This is a genomic window from Pseudonocardia phyllosphaerae (assembly GCF_046546475.1).
Lineage (GTDB): Bacteria > Actinomycetota > Actinomycetes > Mycobacteriales > Pseudonocardiaceae > Pseudonocardia > Pseudonocardia phyllosphaerae.
Genome location: NZ_JBKGXS010000001.1, coordinates 601587 through 625164, shown reverse-complemented (window position 1 = coordinate 625164; position 23578 = coordinate 601587). Strand labels below are relative to the sequence as shown.

19 protein-coding genes are annotated in these 23578 nt (G+C 72.9%); 4 read left to right on the top strand and 15 right to left on the bottom strand.

Going from position 1 to position 23578, the window contains the following annotated elements:
- A complete protein-coding gene (locus ACLE50_RS02915; RefSeq protein ID WP_410941766.1) occupies positions 1 to 480 on the top strand; it encodes a GNAT family N-acetyltransferase in 480 nt (159 codons plus the stop codon).
- Here ACLE50_RS02915 and ACLE50_RS02910 read toward each other — a convergent pair.
- Genes ACLE50_RS02910 through ACLE50_RS02895 form a run of 4 tightly spaced genes read right to left on the bottom strand, consistent with a single transcriptional unit; the run spans position 468 to position 3628 of the window.
- Positions 468 to 659, bottom strand: a complete 192-nt coding sequence (locus tag ACLE50_RS02910) for a hypothetical protein (protein WP_410941765.1) — start codon at positions 657 to 659, stop codon at positions 468 to 470. The two genes, ACLE50_RS02915 and ACLE50_RS02910, sit on opposite strands and share 13 nt — an antisense overlap.
- 5 nt (positions 660 to 664) lie before the next feature.
- On the bottom strand, positions 665 to 2167 hold the full coding sequence (locus ACLE50_RS02905; protein WP_410941764.1) for an amidase: 1503 nt from the start codon (positions 2165 to 2167) through the stop codon (positions 665 to 667).
- Complete coding sequence (gene htpX, locus ACLE50_RS02900) at positions 2164 to 3024, bottom strand: zinc metalloprotease HtpX (RefSeq protein WP_410941763.1); 861 nt, start codon at positions 3022 to 3024, stop codon at positions 2164 to 2166. The genes ACLE50_RS02905 and htpX overlap by 4 nt, the downstream gene beginning before the upstream one ends.
- A 7-nt stretch (positions 3025 to 3031) precedes the next feature.
- Positions 3032 to 3628 carry a PaaI family thioesterase gene (locus ACLE50_RS02895; RefSeq protein WP_410941762.1) on the bottom strand — a complete coding sequence of 199 codons (597 nt, stop codon included), beginning with the start codon at positions 3626 to 3628 and terminating at the stop codon, positions 3032 to 3034.
- Positions 3629 to 3664: 36 nt separating this feature from the next.
- Here ACLE50_RS02895 and ACLE50_RS02890 point away from each other — a divergent pair, with 36 nt between their 5' ends.
- The 3 genes from ACLE50_RS02890 to ACLE50_RS02880 all read left to right on the top strand — a co-directional run bounded on the left by ACLE50_RS02890 (position 3665) and on the right by ACLE50_RS02880 (position 7541).
- Positions 3665 to 4426: an enoyl-CoA hydratase gene (locus ACLE50_RS02890; RefSeq protein WP_410941761.1), complete on the top strand. Its 762-nt coding sequence runs from the start codon at positions 3665 to 3667 to the stop codon at positions 4424 to 4426.
- Between the two features lie 110 nt (positions 4427 to 4536).
- Positions 4537 to 6474, top strand: coding sequence for a 2-oxoacid:acceptor oxidoreductase subunit alpha (locus ACLE50_RS02885; protein ID WP_410941760.1), 1938 nt, complete (start codon positions 4537 to 4539; stop codon positions 6472 to 6474).
- Positions 6471 to 7541 (top strand): 2-oxoacid:ferredoxin oxidoreductase subunit beta, encoded by a 1071-nt coding sequence (locus ACLE50_RS02880; RefSeq protein ID WP_410941759.1) that lies wholly within the window; start codon positions 6471 to 6473, stop codon positions 7539 to 7541. Before ACLE50_RS02885 ends, ACLE50_RS02880 begins: the two co-directional genes overlap by 4 nt.
- A gap of 187 nt (positions 7542 to 7728) precedes the next feature.
- On the opposite strand, the gene ACLE50_RS02875 is transcribed toward ACLE50_RS02880, so the two are convergent.
- The 11 genes from ACLE50_RS02875 to nuoF form a co-directional block, all read right to left on the bottom strand.
- A complete protein-coding gene (locus ACLE50_RS02875; protein WP_410941758.1) occupies positions 7729 to 10374 on the bottom strand; it encodes a sunset domain-containing protein in 2646 nt (881 codons plus the stop codon).
- A 131-nt stretch (positions 10375 to 10505) separates the two neighbouring features.
- On the bottom strand, positions 10506 to 11483 hold the full coding sequence (locus ACLE50_RS02870; RefSeq protein ID WP_410942254.1) for a polyprenyl synthetase family protein: 978 nt from the start codon (positions 11481 to 11483) through the stop codon (positions 10506 to 10508).
- Between the two features lie 48 nt (positions 11484 to 11531).
- A complete protein-coding gene (gene nuoN, locus ACLE50_RS02865) occupies positions 11532 to 13133 on the bottom strand; it encodes an NADH-quinone oxidoreductase subunit NuoN (protein WP_410941757.1) in 1602 nt (533 codons plus the stop codon).
- Positions 13130 to 14779: an NADH-quinone oxidoreductase subunit M gene (locus ACLE50_RS02860; RefSeq protein ID WP_410941756.1), complete on the bottom strand. Its 1650-nt coding sequence runs from the start codon at positions 14777 to 14779 to the stop codon at positions 13130 to 13132. The genes nuoN and ACLE50_RS02860 overlap by 4 nt, the downstream gene beginning before the upstream one ends.
- The gene (nuoL, locus tag ACLE50_RS02855; protein ID WP_410942253.1) at positions 14779 to 16674 is read right to left on the bottom strand and encodes an NADH-quinone oxidoreductase subunit L; all 1896 of its coding nucleotides are present in this window, start codon (positions 16672 to 16674) and stop codon (positions 14779 to 14781) included. Before nuoL ends, ACLE50_RS02860 begins: the two co-directional genes overlap by 1 nt.
- 87 nt (positions 16675 to 16761) lie before the next feature.
- Entirely contained in the window at positions 16762 to 17061 is a 300-nt protein-coding gene (gene nuoK / locus ACLE50_RS02850; RefSeq protein WP_410941755.1) for an NADH-quinone oxidoreductase subunit NuoK, read from the bottom strand.
- On the bottom strand, positions 17058 to 17930 hold the full coding sequence (locus ACLE50_RS02845) for an NADH-quinone oxidoreductase subunit J (RefSeq protein ID WP_410941754.1): 873 nt from the start codon (positions 17928 to 17930) through the stop codon (positions 17058 to 17060). The genes nuoK and ACLE50_RS02845 overlap by 4 nt, the downstream gene beginning before the upstream one ends.
- Positions 17927 to 18466 (bottom strand): NADH-quinone oxidoreductase subunit NuoI, encoded by a 540-nt coding sequence (gene nuoI, locus ACLE50_RS02840; RefSeq protein ID WP_410941753.1) that lies wholly within the window; start codon positions 18464 to 18466, stop codon positions 17927 to 17929. The genes ACLE50_RS02845 and nuoI overlap by 4 nt, the downstream gene beginning before the upstream one ends.
- Entirely contained in the window at positions 18467 to 19750 is a 1284-nt protein-coding gene (gene nuoH / locus ACLE50_RS02835; RefSeq protein ID WP_410942252.1) for an NADH-quinone oxidoreductase subunit NuoH, read from the bottom strand. It lies immediately after the preceding gene.
- The gene (locus tag ACLE50_RS02830; RefSeq protein ID WP_410941752.1) at positions 19750 to 22200 is read right to left on the bottom strand and encodes an NADH-quinone oxidoreductase subunit G; all 2451 of its coding nucleotides are present in this window, start codon (positions 22198 to 22200) and stop codon (positions 19750 to 19752) included. Before ACLE50_RS02830 ends, nuoH begins: the two co-directional genes overlap by 1 nt.
- The gene (gene nuoF, locus ACLE50_RS02825) at positions 22197 to 23576 is read right to left on the bottom strand and encodes an NADH-quinone oxidoreductase subunit NuoF (protein WP_410941751.1); all 1380 of its coding nucleotides are present in this window, start codon (positions 23574 to 23576) and stop codon (positions 22197 to 22199) included. Before nuoF ends, ACLE50_RS02830 begins: the two co-directional genes overlap by 4 nt.
- Positions 23577 to 23578: the final 2 nt, after the last annotated feature.

Below are 23578 nucleotides of genomic sequence, written 5' to 3'. Positions count from 1 at the left end.
GTGCCGCCCCGGATCCGACGACGCATCCCGACCGATCTGCCCGCCTGCGTCGACGTCCTGGCCGACGTCCACGCCACCGACCGCTATCCCGCCTTCTGGCCGTCCGAACCCGCCTCCTGGCTCTCACCCGATGACCTCGTCGACGCCTGGGTCGCGAGCGTGGACGACGGGATCGCCGGGCACGTCGCGCTCACCGGCTCCGACCTCGTCATCGACGGCTGGGCACCCGACGCGCTGGTCAGCCGCCTGTTCGTCGCCCCTGACCGGCGGCGGGACAGTGTCGGGTCGCTGCTGCTCGCACACGTCCGGGACCACGCCCGCCGCACCGGGCGCACGCTCGGGCTGGAGGTCGCCGAGCTGGGGGCCCGCCCGGCCGTCGCGTTGTACGAGCAGCGTGGCTGGACCTGCGTCGGCACCGGCGTCGCCGGTTGGAGGACACCGGACGGTGATCCGGTGCTGGTTCGCTACTACCGCTCGTGAGCGTCCGAGACCCGGACAGCCGGCGGCTCCGGGACTCCGAAGAGCTCCTGGCGCAGACGCACCAGGTCGATGTCGGCGATCCGGCGGACGGCCTCGCACGGCAGGAAGGACACGGTCGTGCCCGTCGTCCCGTCCGGCGGAGTCGGCTGGTCCTCCGCGTCGCCGCTCAGCGGAAGCACGTCGCTCAGCCGACCGCGGCAAGCCCCGCCGCAGGCTCCACCCCGCCCCACGGCTGCACCCGCTCCAGCTGCCCCGCGAGGGCCAGCAGCTCCGGCTCCGCCCCCGGACGCCCGACGAACTGCACACCCAGCGGCAGCCCGCCCGGCGTCAGGTACAGCGGCACCGACATGGCGGGGCGGCCGGTCACGTTCGCCAGCTGGGTGAACGGCACCGGCGCGAAGTTCGCGTCGACCAGGCCCTCGACCAGGTTCAGCTTCCCCAGCAGCGATCCCGCGCCGACGCCGAGCACGGCGCGGGCGGCGATCTTGAGCGGCGCGGCGATGTCGAGGGCGCCGATCGGGACCGGCGGGCGGGCGAGCGTCGGGGTGAGGAGCAGGTCGTAGCGGTCGTGGAACTCGGCCAGCGCGCGGGTGTGGCGCTGCCACCCGGCCCGCGCGGCCAGGTACACCGGCGCCGGGGTCGCGCGGCCGATCGCGGCCATCACCCGGGTCTCGGTCTCGAACTGGTCCTCGTCGCAGCCGGTGAGCACGCGGGCGGCGTCGAGCTGCGTCGCGATCATGCCGAACCAGCAGGTCAGGAACTCCGTCGCCAGTGCGCGCCCGTCGACGGCCGGGGCCGCCTCCTCGACGACGTGCCCGAGCGAGGTGAGCAGCTCCGCGGCCTCGTGCACGGCGGCGACCGCCTCCGGATCCACGTGTCCGCCGAGCGGTGAGGCCGTCGACAGCCCGATCCGCAGCGGTGCCGGGTCGGTGCGGACAGCGTCGGCGAACGGTCGCGACGGCGGCTGCACCCGGTACGGGCTCTCCGGCGACGGGCCGGCCATGACGTCGAGCAGGGCGGCGGTGTCGCGCACCGTCCGCGACAGCACGCCGTGCACCGACGCGCCGTGGAACCCCTCGTCGGCCTCCGGCCCGGACGGCACCACTCCGCGTCCCGGCTTCAGGCCGAACAGCCCGCACGCCGCGGCCGGGATGCGGATCGAGCCGCCGCCGTCGCTCGCCCCGGCGGCCGGGACGATCCCCGCCGCCACGGCCGCGGCGGACCCGCCGGAGCTGCCACCGGGCGTCCGGGCCAGGTCCCACGGGTTGCGGGTCGGGCCGCCGAGCACCGGTTCGGTGACCGCGCGGGCGCCGAACTCGGGTGTCGTCGTCCGGCCGACGACGACCAGGCCGGCGTCGAGCCAGCGCCGCACGACCGTGGAGTGCTCGGGCCGCGGGTAGGACACCAGCGCGCGCGACCCGCTCGCCGTCGGTACCCCGGCGATGTGCTGGCCGAGGTCCTTCACGAGGAACGGCACCCCGGCGAACGGGCCGGTCAGCGGGCCGCGGCCCCGCGCCCGGGCGGAGTCGGGCAGCGGCAGCCGGATCGCGTTGATCTGCGGGTCGGTCTCGGCGGCGCGTTCCAGCGCCGCCTCCACCAGCTCGGACGCGCTCACCTCACCGGCGGCGACCAGCCCGGCCAGCCCGACGGCGTCGTAGGACCGGTACTCGGCCGGGGTGAGGGTCACCGGCGCGCCATCTCCTGCAGGCGCGCGATGCGGTCGTCGATCGGCGGGTGCGTGGAGAACAGCTTCGCCATCCGCTCCCCCGGCCGGAACGGGTTCGCGATCATCAGGTGCGACTGGGCGGCGATCCGTGGCTCGGGCGGCAGCGGCGCCGCCGCCGTCCCGTACTGCAGCTTGTGCAGCGCCGACGCCAGCGCGAGCGGGTCGCCGGACAGCTCGGCCCCGGACACGTCGGCCTGGTACTCCCGCGACCGGCTCACCGCCATCTGCACGACGCCGGCCGCGAGCGGCCCCAGCATCGCCACCAGGATCATGGCGATCGGGTTGGGCCGGTCCTCGTCACCGCCGCCGAAGATGTTGGCGAACATCGCCATGTTGGCCAGGAAGCTCACCGCGGAGGCGAGCGCGCCGGCCACCGAGGAGATCAGGATGTCGCGGTTGTAGACGTGGCTGAGCTCGTGCCCGATCACCGCGCGCAGCTCGCGCTCGTCGAGCAGCTGCATGAGCCCGGTCGTCACACACACCGCGGCGTGCCGCGGGCTGCGGCCGGTCGCGAACGCGTTCGGCGCCTCGGTCGGGCTGATGAACAGCGACGGCATCGGCTGGCGCGCCCGCCCGCTCAGCTCCCGGACCATGCCGAACAGCTGCGGGTACTCGGCCTCGGTGATCGGCTGCGCATGCATCGAGCGCAGCGCCAGCTTGGCGGAGTTGAAGTAGGCCCAGCCGTTCATGCCGAACGCGACGAGCAGCGCGACGACCAGACCCGTGCGGCCGGCCACGAGGCCGCCGACGGCCAGGATCAGCGCGCTCATCACGCCGAGCAGGACGGCGGTCTTGAGTCCGTTCAGATGGCCGTGCACGCCGTGTTCACCTTCCCGTGCGGGGCTGGGGGTCGTCGCCGGGAGAACGGACGGGATCGCCGCCGCGTTCCCCGGCGTGACGTGCGGAACCGCGCCCGACGACGGAGAAGTCGGTGCCCTGCGCCGCGTGGCTCGCGAAGTGGCTCAGCGGCACGGCGAGGAACAGCGCCGTCGCCGTCACCGCGACCGGGCCACCGGGTTCCCCGAGCCGGCCCTCCCCGGCGACCCACAGCTTGCGGCCCTCGCGGGACTCGATCCACGCCCGCAGCTGCAGCGTCGCGTGCAGCGGCACCGGGGCGCGGTAGCGGGTGGTGAGCTCGGCGGTCACGTAGACCTCGTCGAGGTGGTGCTGCAGCGCCCCGAACAGCTCGTCCATCGTCGCGGCGAGCGTCCCGCCGTGCGCCAGTCCGGGGGCGCCCTGGTGGGCCTCGCCGACGGTGAACGTGCCGGTCACGGCCGAGCGGCCGGCGTCGTCCGGGCCGGGGTCGGCGAACCGCAGCCGCAGCCCGCCGGGCAGATCCCCGCAGGCGAAGCAGTCGGGGTGGTGCCGTGGGAGCGGGGCGGCACCGTCCGGTCGCGGAACCGACCCCTGTGCACCCGTCACGTGCGGCAGGTTAACCCGGCGTGGATGATCGCGGGCATGAGCGACATCGAGGTCCGGACCGAGATCACCGACGGCGTCGCGGTGCTCACCGTGTCGAACCCGGCACGGCGCAACGCGCTGAACCTGGAGCTGTCGCAGAAGCTCGTCGACGCCGTCGACACCGCCGCCGCGGACTCCACCGTCGGCGCGATCGTGGTGACCGGTGAGCCGCCGGCGTTCTGCGCGGGCGGCGACCTCGGTGAGCTGCGCGAGGCCGACACCGCGACGCTGCGGAAGGTCTACGCCGGGTTCCTCGCGATCGCGTCCTGCCCGCTGCCGACGCTCGCCGCGGTCAACGGCGCCGCCGTCGGCGCGGGGATCAACCTGGCACTGGCCTGCGACGTCCGGCTGGCCGGACCGACGGCGCGCTTCGACGTCCGGTTCATGCAGCTCGGCCTGCACCCCGGCGGCGGCTTCACCTGGATGGCGCAGCGCGCGCTCGGGGCGCAGGGCACCGCGGCGATGACGCTGTTCGGCGACGTGCTCGACGCCCGGGAGGCCGAGCGGACCGGGCTGGCCTGGCGCGCCTACGACAGCGACGAGGAGCTGCTGGCCGGTGCCCGCGAGCTCGCCGGGCGGGCCGCTTCGGCGCCGCGCGACCTGATCGTCGGCACCAAGGCGACGATGCGGATCACCTCCCGGCTCGACGCGCATGCCGACGCCACCGACGTCGAGGTGCGGGCGCAGGCGGAGTCGGTGCACTCGCAGGCGTTCGCGGAGCGGGTCGAGGCGCTGCAGAAGAAGATCAGCCGGAAATGAGGTGTGACGCAGGTCATGCGATCTGCGGTCGCTCCCCGGCACGGCCGTCCACCGAGGGTTAGCCTCGGGTATCACCCGAGAAGTCGACGAACGTGGGGACAGACCTGCCGATGACGACCAGTGACACCCCCGTCGAGGCACGCGACTCCGAGGTCGTCCAGCGGGACCGGGTGGTCATCCGGTTCGCCGGGGACTCCGGCGACGGCATGCAGCTCACCGGCGACCGCTTCACCTCCGAGACCGCGAACTTCGGCAACGACCTGTCGACGCTGCCGAACTTCCCCGCCGAGATCCGGGCCCCCGCCGGGACGCTGCCCGGGGTCAGCTCGTTCCAGCTGCACTTCGCGAACTACGACATCCTGACCCCCGGCGACCGGCCGGACGTGCTGGTCGCGATGAACCCGGCCGCGCTCAAGGCCAACATCGCCGACCTGCCGCACGGCGGCGTCCTGATCGTCAACACCGACGAGTTCACCAAGCGGAACCTGGCCAAGGTCGGCTACGAGTCGAACCCGCTGGAGGACGACTCGCTCGACGCCTACGCGCTGCACGGCGTGGCGATGTCGACGCTGACCCGCGGGGCGCTGGAGGAGACGGGGCTGTCGAAGAAGGACGCGGAGCGGGCGAAGAACATGTTCGCGCTCGGGCTGCTGTCCTGGATGTACCACCGGCCGTCGGAGTCGACGGAGCGGTTCCTGCGCGAGAAGTTCGCGAAGAAGCCCGACATCGCCGAGGCCAACATCCTGGCGTTCCGCGCCGGGCACGCCTACGGCGAGACGACCGAGGCCTTCGCCGTCACCTACGAGGTCGCGCCGGCCCGGCTCGACCCGGGCACCTACCGGCAGATCACCGGCAACACCGCGCTCGCGTACGGCATCGTCGCCGCGGGCCGCAGCACCGGGCTGCCGGTGTTCCTGGGCAGCTACCCGATCACCCCGGCGTCGGACATCCTGCACGAGCTGTCCAAGCACAAGGCGTTCGGTGTGACGACGTTCCAGGCCGAGGACGAGATCTCCGGCGTCGGCGCCGCGCTGGGTGCCGCGTTCGGCGGTGCCCTCGGTGTGACGACGACGTCCGGGCCCGGCATCTCGCTCAAGACCGAGACCATCGGGCTGGCGGTCGCCCTCGAGCTCCCGTTGCTGGTCATCGACGTGCAGCGCGGCGGCCCGTCCACCGGGCTGCCGACCAAGACCGAGCAGGCCGACCTGCTGCAGGCGCTGCACGGGCGCAACGGCGAGGCCCCGCTGCCGGTGATCGCGCCGTGCACGCCAGGGGACTGCTTCATCGCCGCCGTCGAGGCCGCGGCGATGGCGGTGCGCTACCGGACGCCGGTCATGCTGCTCTCCGACGGCGCGCTGGCGAACGGCTCCGAGCCGTGGAAGATCCCCGACGTCGACACGCTGCCGACCGTCGACCCCGGTTTCGCGACCGAGCCCAACGCCCCCGATGGCTCCGGCGACTTCTGGCCCTATCTGCGCGACCCCGAGACCCTGGCGCGGCCGTGGGCGCTGCCCGGCACGCCGGGGCTGGAGCACCGGGTCGGCGGGCTGGAGAAGGCCGACGGGCGCGGCGCGATCTCCTACGACCCGGACAACCACGACCGGATGGTCCGGCTGCGCGAGGCGAAGATCGACGGGATCGAGGTGCCGGACGTCGTCGTCGACGACCCGGACGGCGACGCCGAGCTGCTCGTCGTCGGGTGGGGGTCGACGTACGGACCGATCAACGCCGCGGCCCGCCGCGTCCGCGCGCTGGGGCACTCGGTGGCGACCGTGCACCTGCGCAACCTCAAGCCGATGCCGGCGAACCTCGGCGAGGTGCTGCGCGGCTATCCCACCGTGCTGTGCCCGGAGATGAACCTCGGGCAGCTGGCGCTGCTGCTGCGCGGCGAGCACCTCGTGGACGTGAAGAGCTACACCAAGGTGGCCGGACTGCCGTTCGGGGCCGAGGAGCTGCAGGACGTGTTCCTCGACTACCTGTCGGGCAACCATCCCGAGTCCCGCGCCGGGCTCGGAGCCACCACGGAGACGACTGGAGCGCAGGCATGAGCGCGACCGAGCTGGGGCTGCCGTCGATCGGCGGTCTGGAGGGCGTCCCCACCACCGACGCCAAGCAGACCGCCAAGGACTTCACCTCCGACCAGGAGGTCCGCTGGTGCCCGGGCTGCGGTGACTACGCGGTGCTGGCCGCCGTGCGCCAGTTCCTGCCGACCCTGGGGATCAAGCGGGAGAACACCGTCTTCGTCTCCGGGATCGGCTGCAGCTCGCGGTTCCCGTACTACCTCGACACCTACGGCATGCACTCCATCCACGGGCGTGCGCCGACGATCGCGACCGGGCTGGCGACCACGCGTCCGGACCTCTCGGTCTGGGTCGTGACCGGTGACGGCGACGCGCTCTCCATCGGCGGCAACCACCTGATCCACGCGCTGCGCCGCAACGTCAATATGACGATCCTGCTGTTCAACAACCGGATCTACGGGCTGACGAAGGGCCAGTACTCGCCGACGTCGGAGGTCGGGAAGGTCACCAAGTCGACGCCGATGGGGTCGCTGGACCACCCGTTCAACCCGATCTCGCTGGCACTGGGCGCCGAGGCGAGCTTCGTCGGGCGGGCGCTGGACTCGGACCGCAAGAGCCTGCAGTCGGTGCTGCAGGCCGCGGCCGAGCACCGCGGGTCGGCGCTGGTCGAGATCTTCCAGGACTGCCCGATCTTCAACGACGGCAGCTTCGACGTGCTCCGCAAGGGCGAGAACGAGAACCGCCTCATCCCGGTCGTCGACGGCGAGCCCATCACCTTCGGCGCCGAGGACTCCGACGGCCGGGGCTCGCACGCCGTCGTCCGGGACGGGTTCGGGCTGAAGGTCGTCGACACCGCGTCGGTGGACCCGTCGGAGATCGTCGTGCACGACGCGAAGGACCTGGAGCTGTCGTTCGCGCTGTCGCGGCTCTCGGACCAGGACCTGCAGCACACCGTCACCGGGGTGTTCCGGGACGTGCCGCGCACGACCTACGACGACGCGGTGCGCGCCCAGGTGCAGGAGGCGAAGGACGCGCGTCCGGACGCCGACCTGCAGGCGCTGCTCAACGGCCCGGACACCTGGACCATCGTCTAGCGCTCGAGCCACGGGCCGGCGGCGCCGCGTGACGTCCGGCGGCGGCTCGGGCGGGTTCGCGGGGCACCCCTGCCCCGGAACTACCTCAGCAGCTGAAGCGTCTCCGGCGCCCCTGCACGCGTCGAGGGGCACATGCGAGCTGTCCGGGCGTACGCCGGCAGCTCCCACGTGCCCCTCGGAGACGCGATCAGCGGGTGCGGGCGCCCGGCCGTTCCTTCCAGGACGTGAACCCGGCCTTCGTGGCCGCGTCGGCGTCGGTGAAGTAGAGGTCGGCGCGGGTACGGACGTAGTACGGCGAGTCCGCGGTGTGGAAGCGCCCCGAGTCGCTGTTGACCTTCACCGGGTGCGACGCCGGCGGGGTCGCCTCCAGCGCGACCACGGACCCGGGGTACGGGCCGGTGCTGGCCGGGGTGCCCTGCCCGGCCGGGGTGGTGCCGGCCGCCAGGATCGGCCCCGGGGCCTGCCCGGTCGAGACCGGGGTCGTTCCGCCGGGCGTGACGCCCGTGTCCTGCGGTGCGGCGTCCGTCCCGCCTGCGCTCCTCTCAGCAGCGCTCTTCTCAGCAGCGCTCTTCTCGCCGGCGCTCTTCTCGCCGGCGCTCTTCTCGCCGGTGTTCTTCTCGCCTGCGCTCGTCTCGCCGGTCTTCTTGTCACCGGTGCCGGTGCCGGTGGCCCCGGTTCCGGCCGTGCCGGCAGTGCTCGTCTCGCCGGACGTCCGACCGGCCGCAGCGGCCCCGGCGACCGCGGCACCGCCGACGGCTGCGGTACCGAGTGCTGCAGCCGTTCCGGAGGACGACGTGGCGCCGGAACGCGTGTCGTCGGCCGTCGACGGGGCTCCAGTCGACGAGGACTGAGCCGACGAGGGCTGGGCCGACGAGGGCTGAGTCGACGAGGACCGGGCCGACGAGGACCGGGCCGACGAGGACTGGGCCGACGGGGACTGAGTCGCGGTCGTGTCGGCACCCGTTCCGGACACGGCACCGCTGGCGGTTCCGGGGCCGCTCGCCGTCCCGGTTCCGGTGTCTCGCGGCGGGGTGGTCCCGGCTCCGGCTGCTCCTTCGCCGTAGGGGGTGCCGGGCGCGGTCGCTCCTTCGCCGTAGGGGGTGCCGGGCGCGGTCGCGGAACCCGGCTGGGCCGCGGTCCCGGGACCGGATGCGCCGGCCCCGTACGGGGTGCCCGGAGCCGTGGTCGGACGCTCGTCGGGACCGGACGTCGTGGGGCTGCGCCGACCACCGGTCGTCGACGACGGCGCCTGGCGATCCGCCGGACCGGCCGGGCCGACGAGGCCGGAGTCCAGCGCGGCGAGAGCCGAACCGCCAGCGGCGGCTCCACCGGCGGCCGCCGCGGCCGTACCCGCTCCGGACTCACCGGGTGTGCCGGTCCCGCTCCGGGACTCACCGGACGTGCCGGACCCGGCGGTCCCGGGCTTCTCGAACAGCGGGATCCCGCCGGGCGGGGTGGCGTCGTCGGGGCCGACCGCGCCGCCGCCGGGGGTCGTGGCGCCTGCCGGTCCCCTCCGGAACTCACCGGGCTTGCGGACCGGGAGGCCGCTCGGCGGGGTCTTGACGTCGTCGGACGGGCCCGCCGGACGTGCCGGGACGATCCCGGGGTCATCGGTCTGCGTGGCGCCGGACTGCGTGGTTCCGGACTGCGTGGTTCCGGGCGCTGCGCCGGGCTCGTCGCCGCGCAGCGCGTGCCGGCCGCTCCCACCGGAGGGGTCCGACGTTCCGGCCGTGTCGCGCGGCCCGGCCGCGTCGCGCGAACCGGCCGCGTCGCGCGGACCGGGCACGTCACGCGAACCGGTCTCGTCGCGCGAACCGGTGGTGTCCCGCGTGCCGGTGGAGTCGGGTCTCGCGGTGCCGGAGCGCCCGGCGGCGAGACCCGCCGCGCCCGCTGCGCCCGCCACCGCCGCCGTGCCGGTGGACGAGCCGCGGTCCGCGGCCCGGTCCGCGGTCCTGCCCTGCTCGCCGCCGCCGGCCGGTGCGCCGGTGCCTGCGGTCGTGCCGGCGGTGGGCCCGGTTCCCGCGGTTCCGGTTCCCGCGGTTCCGACGGATCCGGTACCGGTGGGCCCGCTCCCCGTGGACACGGTGCCGCTGGTGTCGGTCGACCGGGCGCCGGTCGCCCCGACGCCGGGCGATCCCGGGACGGCGGTGCCGGTTCCGGTCGGCGTCGTGCCGGCCGGTCCGCGATCGGTACGGGTGCCGGCCGCGTCGGGCAGACCGTGCGCGGTGCCGTAGCGGCCACCGCTCCCCTGGTCCCCGGGTGCCGTGCCGTAGGGCGCCTCACCACGGTCGGCGGGCACATCGCGCTCCCCCGGACCGGAGACACCGGTTCCGGGTGCTCCCTGACCGGAGGAGTCCCGATCAGTGGCCCGGTCCCCGGCCGCGTACGCGGCTCCGGCGACTCCCGCGGCAGCGACGCCGCCCGCGGCGACCCCACCCGCGGTCGCGGCGCCGGACCGGCCGGACCCCGTCGTGGTGTCCCCGGGCGATGCAGGCACGTGCGTCCCGGTCCCGGCGACCCGCGGGTCGTCCGAGGCACCCTCGGTACCCCGGCCACCGGCGTCGGGGCGGTCCACCGACCGCGGCCACGCGCCGTCGTTCCGACCGGCCCGGTCCTGCACCGCCCCGCCCTGTGCCGCACTGCCCTGCACAGCACTGTCCTGTGCGGCACCACCCTGCGCCGGGCCGGCCTGTGCCGCTCCGCCCTGAGCCACGCCGTCCTGCGCGGGGGCCTCCTGCGCCGCGCGCTTCCGGCGCGACCGCAGGACGAGCAGCACCACCAGCACCAGTACGACCAGCACCAGGATGATCGCCAGCAGCCATACCCAGCTCATGTCCGGACCTCCGTCCGCCCGGGTCGGGACCCGGACGCCACCCCCGGCGACCGTCGGCGACGGTCACTCCCGTCGCCGTGGGTGATATCACGGATCGGAGGCGTACACCTCCGGGAACCGCGACGCGGGGCTCAGCCCACCCGTTCGACGGTGTAGTCCGTCAGCGTCCGCAGCGCGTCGATCGCCGGGCAGGCCGGCAGCACGTCGAGCTCGGCGCGGGCCCGGTCGGCGTACCCGGCGACGGTCTCGCGGGCCTGAACCAGCCCGTTGCCGGAACGCAGCAGGTCCAGGGCCTCGGCGACCTCGGCGTCGTCGGTGATCGGTGCGGCGAGCAGGTCCCGCAGCCGGCGGGCCTCGGCGGAGTCGTCGGCGTCGCGCAGCGCATAGAGCATCGGCAGCGTGTGCACGCCCTCGCGCAGGTCGGTGCCCGGGGTCTTGCCCGAGTCGTCCGCGGGCGAGGCGATGTCGATGATGTCGTCGGAGATCTGGAACGCGGTCCCGATCAGGTCACCGAACCGCCGCAGCGCCTCGACCTGCTCGTCGGTGGCGCCGGAGAACATGCCGCCGTAGCGGCCGGACGTCGCGATCAGCGAACCCGTCTTCTCCCCCACCACCCGCAGGTAGTGCTCCACCGCGTCGTCACCCGGCTTCGGCCCGCGGGTCTCACGCATCTGACCGGTCACCAGCGCCGCGAAGGTCTCGGCGACGATCCGGACGGCGTCCGGCCCCAGGTCGGCCACCAGCCGCGACGCGTGCGCGAACAGGAAGTCCCCGGTGAGGATCGCGACCGAGTTGTCCCAGCGGGAGTTCGCCGACTCCGCGCCGCGGCGCATCGCGGCCTCGTCCATGACGTCGTCGTGGTACAGCGTCGCCAGGTGGATCAGCTCCACCACGGCGGCCGCGGTGATCACGTCGTCCCGCTCGGGATGCGGCCCGACCTGTGCCGCGAGCAGCGTGAACAGCGGACGGAACCGCTTCCCGCCCGCGTCGATCAGGTGCATCGAGGTCTCGGTGACGAACTCGTAGTCGCTGTGCACCTCGCGGTGCAGAAGGTCCTCGACCCGCTTCAGTCCGTCCGCCGTGGCCTCGGCCAGCCCCGGATCGGCCATCCGCACCCCGGCCACACTCTGTGTCTCCACCCCCACAGCCTACGAACGTCAGCCGGCGAACGCGCCGCTGGCGGCCCATTCGAGGACGGGTGTGGGAAGAATCCCCAGCAGAAGGGTCGCCACGGTGCCCAGCGTGATGGCCACCGTGGTGAACGCGCCGGGCACCGCGACGGTCGGTCCGCCCTCCTCGGGCTCCCGGAAGTACATGAGCACGACCAGCCGCAGGTAGAAGAACGCGGCCACCGCCGAGGCCACCAGCGCGATCACCACCAGCGGGGCCATCCCGTCCGCCGACGCGGCCGAGAACACCGCGAACTTCGCGGTGAAACCGCTGGTCAGCGGGATACCGGCCAGCGCGAGCAGCAGGAACGTCATCACCCCGGCGACCACCGGCGAGCGCTTCGCCAGACCGGCCCAGGCCGCCATGTCCGACACCTCGCCGTCGGCGCCGCGCACCAGCGAGACGATGCCGAACACCGCGATCGTCGTGAAGCCGTAGGCCAGCAGGTAGAAGATCATCCCTGCGGTGCCCTGCGGTGTGATCGACATCGCACCGAGAAGCAGGAAGCCGGCGTGCGCGATCGAGGAGTACGCGATCATCCGCTTCACGTCGGTCTGGGTCAGCCCCAGCACCGCGCCGATGACCATCGACGCGATCGCGACCACCCACAGCACGCCGCGCCATTCCCAGTGCGTGCTGCCGAACGCCACGTAGAGCACGCGGCCGATCGCGCCGAACGCCGCGACCTTCGTACAGGCCGCCATGAACGCCGTCACCGGCGTGGGGGCACCCTGGTAGACGTCCGGGGTCCAGGTGTGGAACGGGCCGACCGACCCCTTGAACAGCAGCCCGACGAGCAGCAGCGCCAGCCCGGCGAACAGCAGCGTGTCCGACACCGGCGTCCCGGCCGTGGCCGAGGCGATGTCCGCCAGCCGGATCGAGCCGGCGTAGCCGTAGAGCAGGGCGATGCCGTAGAGGAAGAACGCCGAGGCGAACGCGCCCAGCAGGAAGTACTTGACCGCCGCCTCCTGGGACAGCAGCCGCCGGCGCCGGGCGAGCCCGCACATCAGGTACAGCGGCAGCGACAGGACCTCGAGCGCGATGAACATCGTCAGCAGGTCGCCGGAGGCGACGAACGCCATCATCCCGCCGAGCGCGAACAGCACGAACGGGAACGGCTCGGTCTGCATCGTCGGCGCCTGGCCGGGCAGGCCGTAGGACCGGTCGACGTGCTCGGGCACCGCGCCGGAGCCCCCGCCGCCGGTGCGGGCCGCGGCCCGCTCGACGGCCGAGGCGACGAACACCCCGCCCGGCTCCACCGAGCGGTCGGCCAGCATCAGCATCGACGGGATCGCCAGCACCAGCAGCGTGCCCCACAGGAACAGCGCCGGGACGTCGACGACGAGCGCCCCGCCGAACGTGGTCACCGCGGCCGGACCGGCCAGCGCCCGGCCGGCCAGGGCGAGCAGCGCGACGACCATGGTGAACAGCGTCCACACCACCTGGACCGGCCAGCGCTGGTGGCGCGGCAGGAACGCCTCGATCAGCACCGACACGCACGCCCCGGCGAACACGATCCACAGCGGGGCGGTCGCCCCCCAGTCGATCGGGGGCATGTCGATCGGCGGCACCTGCACCGGAGTGCTCATCGGACGATCCCTCCAGCGGGCACCGGGTCGGCCAGGCCGACCTCGTGCATCGTCGCCGTCACCGACGGGTCGATCAGGTCGAGCAGCGGCGCCGGGTAGAAGCCCAGCACCAGGATCGCGACGATCAGCGGCGCGAGGACGCCGATCTCGCGGGCGGAGAGGTCCGGGAACCCGGTGCGGGCCGCGGGTTTCGCCGCGACGACACCGGGGTCGGCCATCGCGCCCGGGCCGCCTGCACCGCCGCGCTCCAGCGCGCCCAGCACGGCGTCGCCGCGGACCGGGCCCTGCATCGTGCGCTGGTAGAACCAGAGCACGTAGAGCGCGGCGAGGATGATCCCGACGGTCGCGACGATCGTGAACACCGGCCGGTTGGGGAACGACCCGACCAGCACCAGGAACTCCGAGACGAACGAGTTCGTGCCGGGCAGCGCCAGCGAGCTCATCCCGGCGACGAGCAGGCAGCCCGCCAGCACCGGCGCGAGCGCGGCGACGCCGCCGTAGTCGGCGATCCGGCGCGACCCGCCCCGCGCGATCAGCATCCCGACCAGCAGGAACAGCATCCCGGTCGAGAGGCCGTGGTTGACCATGTACAGCGCGGCACCGGCCAGCGACTGGGTGGAGAACGCGAAGATTCCCAGCCCGATGAAGCCGAAGTGCGCCACCGAGGTGTAGGCCACGAAGCGGCCCATGTCGGTCTGACCGACGGCCAGCAGCGCCGCGTAGAGCACCCCGGCGACGGCCAGGACCAGCACCAGCGGCGCCAGCGTCCGCGACGCCTCCGGGAACAGCGGCAGGCAGTAGCGCAGGAAGCCGTAGGTACCGACCTTGTCCAGCACACCGACGAGCAGCACCGCGGCCACCACGGGCGCCTCGGAGCCTGCGTCGGGCAGCCAGGTGTGGAACGGCACCAGCGGCGCCTTGATCGCGAATGCGACGAAGAACCCGAGGAACAGCCAGATCTGGGTCGACGACGGCGTCCCCGCCGCGATCGACTGCAGCTCGGCCCAGGTGAACGTGCCGTACCCCAGCTGCGCGGCGCTGCTCACGTACAGCCCGATCAGCGACGCCAGCATGATCAGCCCGCCGAGCAGCGAGTACAGGAAGAACTTCACCGCCGCGTACTGCCGTCGCGGCCCGCCGAAGCGACCGATCAGGAAGTACATCGGGATGAGCATCGCCTCGAAGAAGACGTAGAACAGGAAGACGTCGGTGGCGCCGAAGACGCCCATCAGCGTCGCCTCGGCGGCCAGCAGCAGGCCCAGGAACCCGGCGACCGAGCGGCCCTCGGGCAGCCGCTCGCCCCACGCGGCGAGCATCAGGATCGGCACCAGGAACGCGGTGAGCCCGATCAGCACCAGCGCGATCCCGTCCACGCCGAACGCCAGGTGCGTGCCGAACGCGGGGATCCACGGCACCGAGAACTCGAGCTGGAAGCGGGTGCCGCCCTGCGCCGCGGGCGTGGAGTACAGCGCCCAGGCGACGACGACGAGCACCAGCTCGGCCAGCGCGACGGCCATGCCGACGACCTTGGCCAGCGACGCGTTGTGCCGCAGCGGGTACAGCGCGCCCGCGCCGAGGGCGGGCAGCAGCACCAGGAAGAGCAGCAACGGGTTGCCGCCCGAGTCGGGGACGAACGCAGGGGACATCAGGCGAACCTCACGGCCAGCATCGCGGCGACGACGACGACCGCGCCGCCCAGCATGGAGAGTGCGTAGGACCGGACGAACCCGGTCTGCAGCCGGCGCAACCGGCCCGACGAGCCGCCGAAACCGGTGGCGACGCCGTTGACGACGCCGTCGACCCCGCGGTCGTCGAAGAAGGTCAGGAAGCGGGTGAGCACCAGGCCGGGCCGCTCGATGAACGCCTCGTTGAACCGGTTGGCGCCCAGGTCCGCCCGGGCCGCGGCGACCACCGGCGACACCCGCTGCGGGCGCTCGACCGGCACCGATTTCCGCCCGACCAGCAGCACCGCGAGCACGACGCCGAGCGCGGACAGCGCGACCACCAGCCAGGGCACCAGCGCGTGCGGCAGCACCCCGCCCTCGGGCTCGAGCCGCTCGCCGAGCGACGGCGCCAGCCAGCCGGGCAGCACCCCGGCCAGCAGCCCGCCTGCGAACACCGAGCCGAACGCCAGCACGATCATCGGGGCGGTCATGGTGACCGGGGACTCGTGCGGGTGGTACTCGCGGCCGTCGGTGGACGGGACGTTCTTCCACCGGGCCTCGCCGAAGAACGTCATGATCATCAGACGGGTCATGTAGAACGCGGTGAGCCCGGCCGCGACCGCCGCCGCCCCGCCGAAGAGCCAGCCGCGCCAGCCCTCCTGGCCGAACGCGGCCTCGATGATCGCGTCCTTGGAGAAGTACCCGGACAGGAACGGGAAGCCGATCAGCGCCAGGTAGCCCAGGCCGAACGTCACGAAGGTGATCGGCATCTTCCGCCACAGGCCGCCGAAGCGGCGCATGTCGACGTCGTCGTTCATGGCGTGCATGACCGAGCCGGCGCCGAGGAACAGGCCTGCCTTGAAGAAGCCGTGCGTGAGCAGGTGCAGGATCGCGATCGCGTAGCCGGCCGGACCGAGCCCGACGGCGAGGATCATGTAACCGATCTGGCTCACCGTGGAGTAGGCGAGCACCTTCTTGATGTCGTCGTAGGCGCAGCCGATGACCGCACCGAGCAGCAGCGTCACCGTCCCGATCAGCGCGACGACCAGGCGCCCGGTCTCGGACAGGTCGTAGACCGGGGAGGACCGGGCGATCAGGTAGACCCCCGCGGTGACCATCGTGGCCGCGTGGATCAGCGCCGACACCGGGGTCGGGCCCTCCATCGCGTCCGGGAGCCAGGCCTGCAGCGGGAACTGGCCGGACTTGCCGCAGGCACCGAGCAGGAGCAGCAGGGTGATCGCCAGGACGGTGCCGGAGGGGACCTCGCCGATCCGGGCGAACACCTCGGAGTAGCTCAGCGTCCCCAGGTTCAGCCAGATCAGGAAGATCGCGATCGCCAGGCCGACGTCGCCGACCCGGTTCATCAGGAACGCCTTCTTCGCCGCGGTCGCCGCAGCCGGCCGGTCCTGGAAGAACCCGATCAGCAGGTAGGACGCCAGGCCGACGCCCTCCCAACCGAGGTAGAGCATCACGAAGTTGTCGCCGAGGACCAGCACCAGCATCGCCGCGACGAACAGGTTCAGCTCCGCGAAGAACCGGCGCCGGTGCGGGTCGTGGCTCATGTAGCCCACGGAGTAGATGTGGATCAGTGCGCCGACGCCGGTGATGAGCAGGACGAACGTCAGCGACAGCGGGTCGAGCCGCAGACCGAAGTCGACCGACAGCGGGCCCGAGGAGATCCACTCCCAGAGCTTCAGCTCACGGGTCCGGGCACCGGGGGCGAGCCCGAGGGTCTCGACGAAGACCGTCAGCCCGACCACGAACGCGGCGAGCACGGTCGCGACGCCGAGCCAGTGGCCCCACCGGTCGGCCCTCCGGCCGGCGACGAACAGCACGAGCGCGCCTGCCGCGGGCAGCGCGACCAGCAGCCAGGCCAGCGACGCGGCACCGGAGGCCGGCGCAGGGCCCTGGGCGAGTGCGGCCGGGGCGAGGGTGAGGGGGAGCTGGGACACCGTTGTGCGCTCCTAGTACTTCAGCAGGTTCGCGTCGTCCACGGAGGACGACTGCCGGGTGCGGAAGATCGCGGTGATGATCGCGAGCCCGACGACCACCTCGCAGGCGGCGACGACCATCACGAACAGCGCCATGACCTGGCCGTTGAGCTCGCCGTGGATGCGGGAGAACGTCACCAGCGACAGGTTCACCGCGTTCAGCATCAGCTCGATGCACATGAACACCACGACGGCGTTGCGCCGCACGAGGACGCCGACCGCGCCGATGCTGAACAGCAGCGCCGACAGCAGCAGGTAGTAGTCGGGGCTCATCGCCGCTCCCCCGCGTCGTCACCGGGCGACCCGTGGCCGCCGGTGGCGCTCGGCTCGCCTGCGTCGATCGTCCGGTCGGGGGCCGGGCGGCCGGTCAGCGAGTGCGCGTCGGGAGTGGTGGTGTCGGGGACGTCGACCGCCACCGACTCGATGATCTCGGCCAGGGACTCCGGGGCCACCGAGCCGTCCGGCAGCAGCGCCGGGACGGCGACCGAGTTGGCCGTGGCGTAGACGCCGGGGCCGGGCAGCGGCGAGACGCGGGCGTGCTCGCCGCGCAGCCGGCGCAGCACGGTCTCGCGCTGGCTCAGCTTCGCGTGCTGCGGCGACTGCGCCGAGGTCAGCACCATCGCGCCGAGCGCGGCCACCATCAGCAGCGCCGCGGTCAGCTCGAATGCCAGCAGGTAGTTCGTGAAGATCAGCCGGCCGAGGCCGGGGACGTTGCCGTTGGCGCCCTGGCCGCCGCTCGCCAGCCCGGCCGGGGCGACCTGGGACAGCCCGTTGCCGAGACCCCCGACGAGCAGCACCGCCAGCCCGACGCCGAACAGCAGCGCCGCGACCCGCTGGCCGCGCAGCACCTCGATGACCGAGTCCTTGGAGTCCCGCCCGACCAGCATCAGCACGAACAGGAACAGCATCATCACCGCGCCGGTGTAGACGATGATCTGCACGAACCCGAGGAACGGCGCCGTCTGCATCATGTAGAGCACGGCGATCGAGAACATCGTCAGGACCAGCAGCAGCGCGGCGTGCACCGCGTGCCGGGCGAAGACCAGGCCGAGCGCACCGGCCAGCGCGACCGGGCCGAGGATCCAGAACGCGACGGCCTCCCCGACCCCCACCTCCCCGGCGGCCTGGGCGAGCACGCTCATCGGACCTGCTCCCCGGTGGCGTCCTGCTTCGAGACCTTCGCCAGGGTCGGGCCGGACACGTAGTAGTCCTGCTCGTTCTCGCCGAGCCGCATCGGGTGCGGCGGCTGCTCCATGCCCGGGAGCAGCGGGGCCATCAGCTGCTCCTTGGTGTAGATCAGGTCCTGGCGGTTGTCGTCGGCGAGCTCGTAGAAGTTCGTCATCGTCAGCGACCGGGTCGGGCACGCCTCGATGCAGAGCCCGCAGCCGATGCACCGCAGGTAGTTGATCTGGTAGATCGCGCCGTAGCGCTCACCCGGCGAGTAGCGGGCCTCGTCGGTGTTGTCACCGCCCTCGACGTAGATCGCGTCGGCCGGGCAGGCCCACGCGCACAGCTCGCAGCCCACGCACTTCTCCAGGCCGTCGGGATGCCGGTTGAGCTGGTGGCGGCCGTGGTAGCGGGGCGCGGCGGGCGGGAAGTCCTCCGGGTACTCCTCGGTGACGACCTTCTTGAACATCGTCGAGAAGGTGACGCCGAAACCCTTGAAGAAGTCGAACATCTACTGCGCGTCCTTTCCGGCCGTCACGGCCTTCCGACGCTTCGGGGGCGAGTCCGGGACCTTGAGGTCCAGCGGGGGCACCGGGTAGTCCGACGCCGGCTCGACCGGCGCCGGTTCGGTCGGCCGGTCGGGCAGCAGGAACGCCACCGCGAGCACCACGGCGACGGCGAACCCGATCAGTGCCAGCAGCAGCGTGACGTTGCTGCCGCCGGTGGAGACGAACGCCCGGATACCGAAGATCGCGACGATCCAGGCCAGCATGACCGGGACCAGGACCTTCCAGCCGAGCTTCATGAACTGGTCGTAGCGGAAGCGCGGCAGCGTGCCGCGCAGCCAGATGAAGACGAACAGGAACAGCAGGATCTTGACGACGAAGGCGAGGAACTGCAGCCAGCCGTAGGCGTTGAGGAAGCTCAGCGGCCACGGCCACATGCCGCCGCCCAGGAACAGCGTCACCGCCATCGCCGAGACGGTCACCATGTTCACGTACTCGGCCAGGAAGAACAGCGCGAACTTCAGCGACGAGTACTCGGTGTGGAAGCCGCCGACCAGCTCGGACTCGGCCTCGGGCAGGTCGAACGGCGCCCGGTTGGTCTCCCCGACCATCGAGATCACGAAGACCACGAAGCTGGGGATCAGCAACCAGAAGTACCAGCCGGCCGCCTGGGACTCGACGATGTCGCGGGTGGACATCGAGCGCGCGTAGAGCACGACGCCGACCACGGACAGGCCGAGCGCGATCTCGTAGGAGATGACCTGCGCCGCCGAGCGCAGCGCTCCGATCAGCGAGTACGGCGAGCCGGACGCCCAGCCGCCGAGCACGATGCCGTAGACCCCGATCGAGGAGCAGGCCAGCACCACGAGCACACCGACCGGCAGGTCCACGAGCTGCAGCACGGTGCGCTCACCGAAGATCGTCACCTCGCCGCCGAACGGGATCACCGAGAAGGCCACGAACGCCGGGATCGTCGAGATCACCGGGGCGATGAAGTAGACCTTCTTGTCGGCCATCGCCGGCATGATGTCTTCCTTGAACGCCAGCTTGAGGCCGTCGGCGAGGCTCTGCAGCCAGCCGCCGGGGCCGGTCCGGTTCGGGCCCGGGCGGTGCTGCATCCGGCCGACGACCTTGCGCTCCCAGTTGATCATGAACAGGGTCAGCACGACGCCCAGGCCGAACAGCCCGACGACCTTGATCAGGACCAGCCAGATCGGGTCGTCGGCCAGCAGCTGCTGGGTGTGGGTGAGCCCCTCGACCGGCACCGGGGGGTCCTGCAGCGGGAACATCACCGGGCACTTCCGTTTCCGGCCGGCGTGACGCCGACCAGGTCACCGTGGCCCGCCCCGAGCGTGGGCCGGACGTGCGAGCCGGGCGAGCGCGCCGGCAGCCAGACGACGCCGTCGGGCAGGTCGGCCAGCGCGACCTGCAGGGTGATCGCCCCGAGGTCGGTGCGGACCGTCGCGTCGTCGCCCTCGACCAGGCCGAGCCGCTCCGCGGTGGCCGCGTTGACCGTGACGTACGGGCGGCGCGCGGTGCCCTCCAGCGCCGGCTCGTCGATCATCAGGCTGGCGTCGTCGATCAGTCTGCGCGACGTCGCGAGCACCGCCTGGCCGTAGCCGGGACGCCGGGCCGTGCCCGCCGGGACGGCCGGCGCTGCGGCGTCCGGGCGGCGGGTGCCGAGCCGCTCCAGCTCCCCCGCGGCGGCCGCCGGGGTCTGGGTGAACAGGTCCGCGTCCATCTCGACGCCGAGCGTGTCGAGCACCCGGCAGTCCGGCAGCACCCCGGTCGCGTCCAGCGCGATGCCGAAGCTCCGGCGGCGGCCCTCCCAGTTGAGGTAGCTGCCTGCCCGCTGGGCGTCCGGCGCGACCGGGAGGACGACGTCGGCGAGCTCGGTCACCGCGCTCTCGTGGATCTCCAGGCTGACCAGGAAGCCGACGTCGCGCAGCGCGGTCAGCGCGGACCGCGGGTCGGCCATGTCCTGCGGGTCCACGCCGCCGACGACCAGCGCGGACAGCTCTCCGCGCGCGGCGGCGGCGAGGATCGCGTCGCCGGCGCGGCCGGGGCGGCCGGGCAGCGCGCCCTCCTCCAGGCCCCAGACGCGCTCGACCTCGGCGCGGGCCGCGGCGTCGGTGACCGGGCGGCCGCCGGGCAGCAGTGTGGGCAACGCACCGGCCTCGACCGCGCCGCGGTCACCGGCGCGGCGCGGCAGCCAGCCGAGCGTCGCCCCGGTCCGCTGCGCCAGCGCCGACGCCGCCGAGTACAGCCCCGGTGACTGCGCCGCGTGGTCGCCGACCAGGATCACCGCGCCCGGCTGCGCCAGCGCGTCGAGCACCTCGTCGCCCGGGTCGGCGACGACGGCGGCCTCGGCCCCGGGCACCGCGTGCAACAGCGTCGCGCCGGTCTTCTGCGCGCCGACCGTGGTGAACGGCCCGACCTGGAAGTGCCGCATGCCCTTCTTGCGCCACGCCTTGCGCAGCCGCAGGAACACGATCCCGGCCTCCTCCTCGGGCTCGGTGCCGACGGTGAGCACCGCCGGGGCGTCCTCGAGGCCGGTGAAGGTGACGCCGTCCTCGGGCGTGGTGCCGACGACGTGCGCGGCGAGGAAGTCCAGCTCCTCGTCGTCGTGCGGGCGGGCCCGGAAGTCGACGTCGTTGGTGCGGGCGACGACGCGGGCGAACTTGGCGTAGGCGTAGGCGTCCTCGACGGTCAGCCGGCCGCCGGGCAGTACCCCGATCCCGCGGGCGTCCCGGGCGGCGAGCAGGCCCTCGGCGGCGATCCGCAACGCGTCGGTCCAGGACGCCTCGGCCAGCACCCCGTCGGCGCCGCGGACCATCGGGCGGGTGATCCGGCCGCGGCTGGCGAGATAGCGGAACGCGAAGCGGCCCTTGTCGCACAGCCACTCCTCGTTGACCTCGGGGTCGTTGCCCGCGAGACGGCGCAGCACGGTGCCGCGGCGGGAGTCGGTGCGCAGGTCGCAGCCGGAGCTGCAGTGCTCACACGTCCCGGGCGTCGAGCGCAGGTCGAACGGGCGCGACCGGAACCGGTACGCCGCACTGGTCAGCGCACCCACCGGGCAGATCTGGATGGTGTTGCCCGAGAAGTAGGACTGGAACGGCTGGTCCTCGGCGATCCCGATCTGCTGGTGCGCGCCGCGCTCGAGCAGGTCGATGAACCGGTCGCCTGCGATCTCGTCGGAGAACCGGGTGCAGCGCTGGCAGAGCACACAGCGCTCCCGGTCCAGCAGGACCTGGGTGGAGATCGGCAGCGGCTTCGGGAAGGTCCGCTTCTCCTCCAGGAACCGCGAGTCCGGGCGGCCGTGCGCCATCGCCTGGTTCTGCAGCGGGCACTCACCGCCCTTGTCGCAGACCGGACAGTCCAGCGGGTGGTTGACCAGCAGCAGCTCCATCACGCCCTGCTGCGCCTTGTCGGCGCGCGCGGAGGTGTGCTGGGTCTTCACGACCATGCCGTCTGCGACGGTCATCGTGCAGCTGGCCTGCGGCTTCGGCATCGGCCGCCCGCCCATCTCGACCTCGACCAGGCACTGCCGGCAGGCACCGGCCGGGTCGAGCAGCGGGTGGTCGCAGAACCGCGGGATGACGATCCCGAGCCGCTCGCAGGTACGGATGAGCAGCTCGCCCTTGGGCGCGTCGACGACCTGGCCGTCGATCGTGAGGCGGACGTGGCCCTCGGGGACCGGGGTCTCGTCGGTCGTGTTCTTCTCGGGGGTGAGCGTCATGCGGAGGCTCCCGTGAGCTCGGCGTCGGCCAGCTGGTCCGGGTGGGCCACGTCGGGCTGGGCCGCGACGAGGTCCAGGAACTCCTGGCGGAAGTACTTGATGCCGCTGGTGATCGGGCTGGTGGCGCCGTCACCGAGTGCGCAGAACGAGCGGCCGAGGATGTTGTCGCAGACGTCGACGAGGGTGTCGACGTCCTGCGAGGTCCCCTCGCCGCGCACCATCCGCTGCAGCACCTGGGCCAGCCAGTACGTGCCCTCCCGGCAGGGGGTGCACTTGCCGCAGCTCTCGTGCTCGTAGAACTCGGTCCACTTCATGACCGCCCACGGCACCGACACGGTGTCGTCGAAGACCTGCACCGCGGTCGTCCCCAGCATCGAGCCGGCCTCGGCGGCGCCCTCGAAGTCCAGCGGGACGTCGAGGTGCTCGGCGGTGAACAACGGCGTCGACGAGCCGCCGGGGGTCCAGAACTTGAGGGTGCCGCCGTCCTTCATCCCGCCGGCCAGCTCCAGGAGCTCGCGCAGCGTGGTGCCCAGCGGGGCCTCGTACTGGCCCGGCCGCTCGACGTGCCCGGAGATCGAGTAGATCTTCGGCCCGGGCGACTTCTCCCGGCCCATCGTGCGGAACCAGTCCGAGCCGCCCTGCACGATGAACGGCACCGACGCGATGGTCTCGACGTTGTTGACCACGGTCGGGCAGGCGTAGAGCCCGGCCGTGGCCGGGAACGGCGGCTTGAGCCGCGGCTGGCCGCGCCGGCCCTCCAGCGAGTCCAGCAGAGCCGTCTCCTCGCCGCAGATGTAGGCGCCCGCCCCGGCGTGCACGACGATCTCCAGGTCGAAGCCGGAGCCGAGGATGTCGCGGCCGAGGTAGCCGCGCTCCTTGGCCTCGCGGACCGCGGCCCGCAGCCGGCGGATGCAGTGCAGCGCCTCGCCGCGGACGTAGATCGCGCAGAAGTGCGCGCGGATCGCGTAGCTGGTGACGATGCAGCCCTCGATGAGGCTGTGCGGGTCGGCCATCATCGTCGGGATGTCCTTGCAGGTACCGGGCTCGCCCTCGTCGGCGTTGACGACCAGGTACTTCGGCTTGGCGCCGGGGCCGGACCCGCTGCCGTCGTCCTGCGGGATGAAACCCCACTTCATGCCGGTCGGGAACCCCGCGCCGCCGCGGCCGCGCAGGCCGGAGTCCTTGACCAGCTGGATGAGCTGGTCGGGCTGTGCGGCGAACGCGGTGCGCAGCGAGGCGTAGCCGCCGTCGCGCTCGTAGGCGTCGATCGACCAGGAGCGCGGCGCGAGCCAGCGCCGGGTGAGCACCGGCGTGACCGGGTCCGGTTTGCGCACCGGCTCGCCGGCCTCGGGGTTCGCGTTCTCGGGAGAGGTCATGT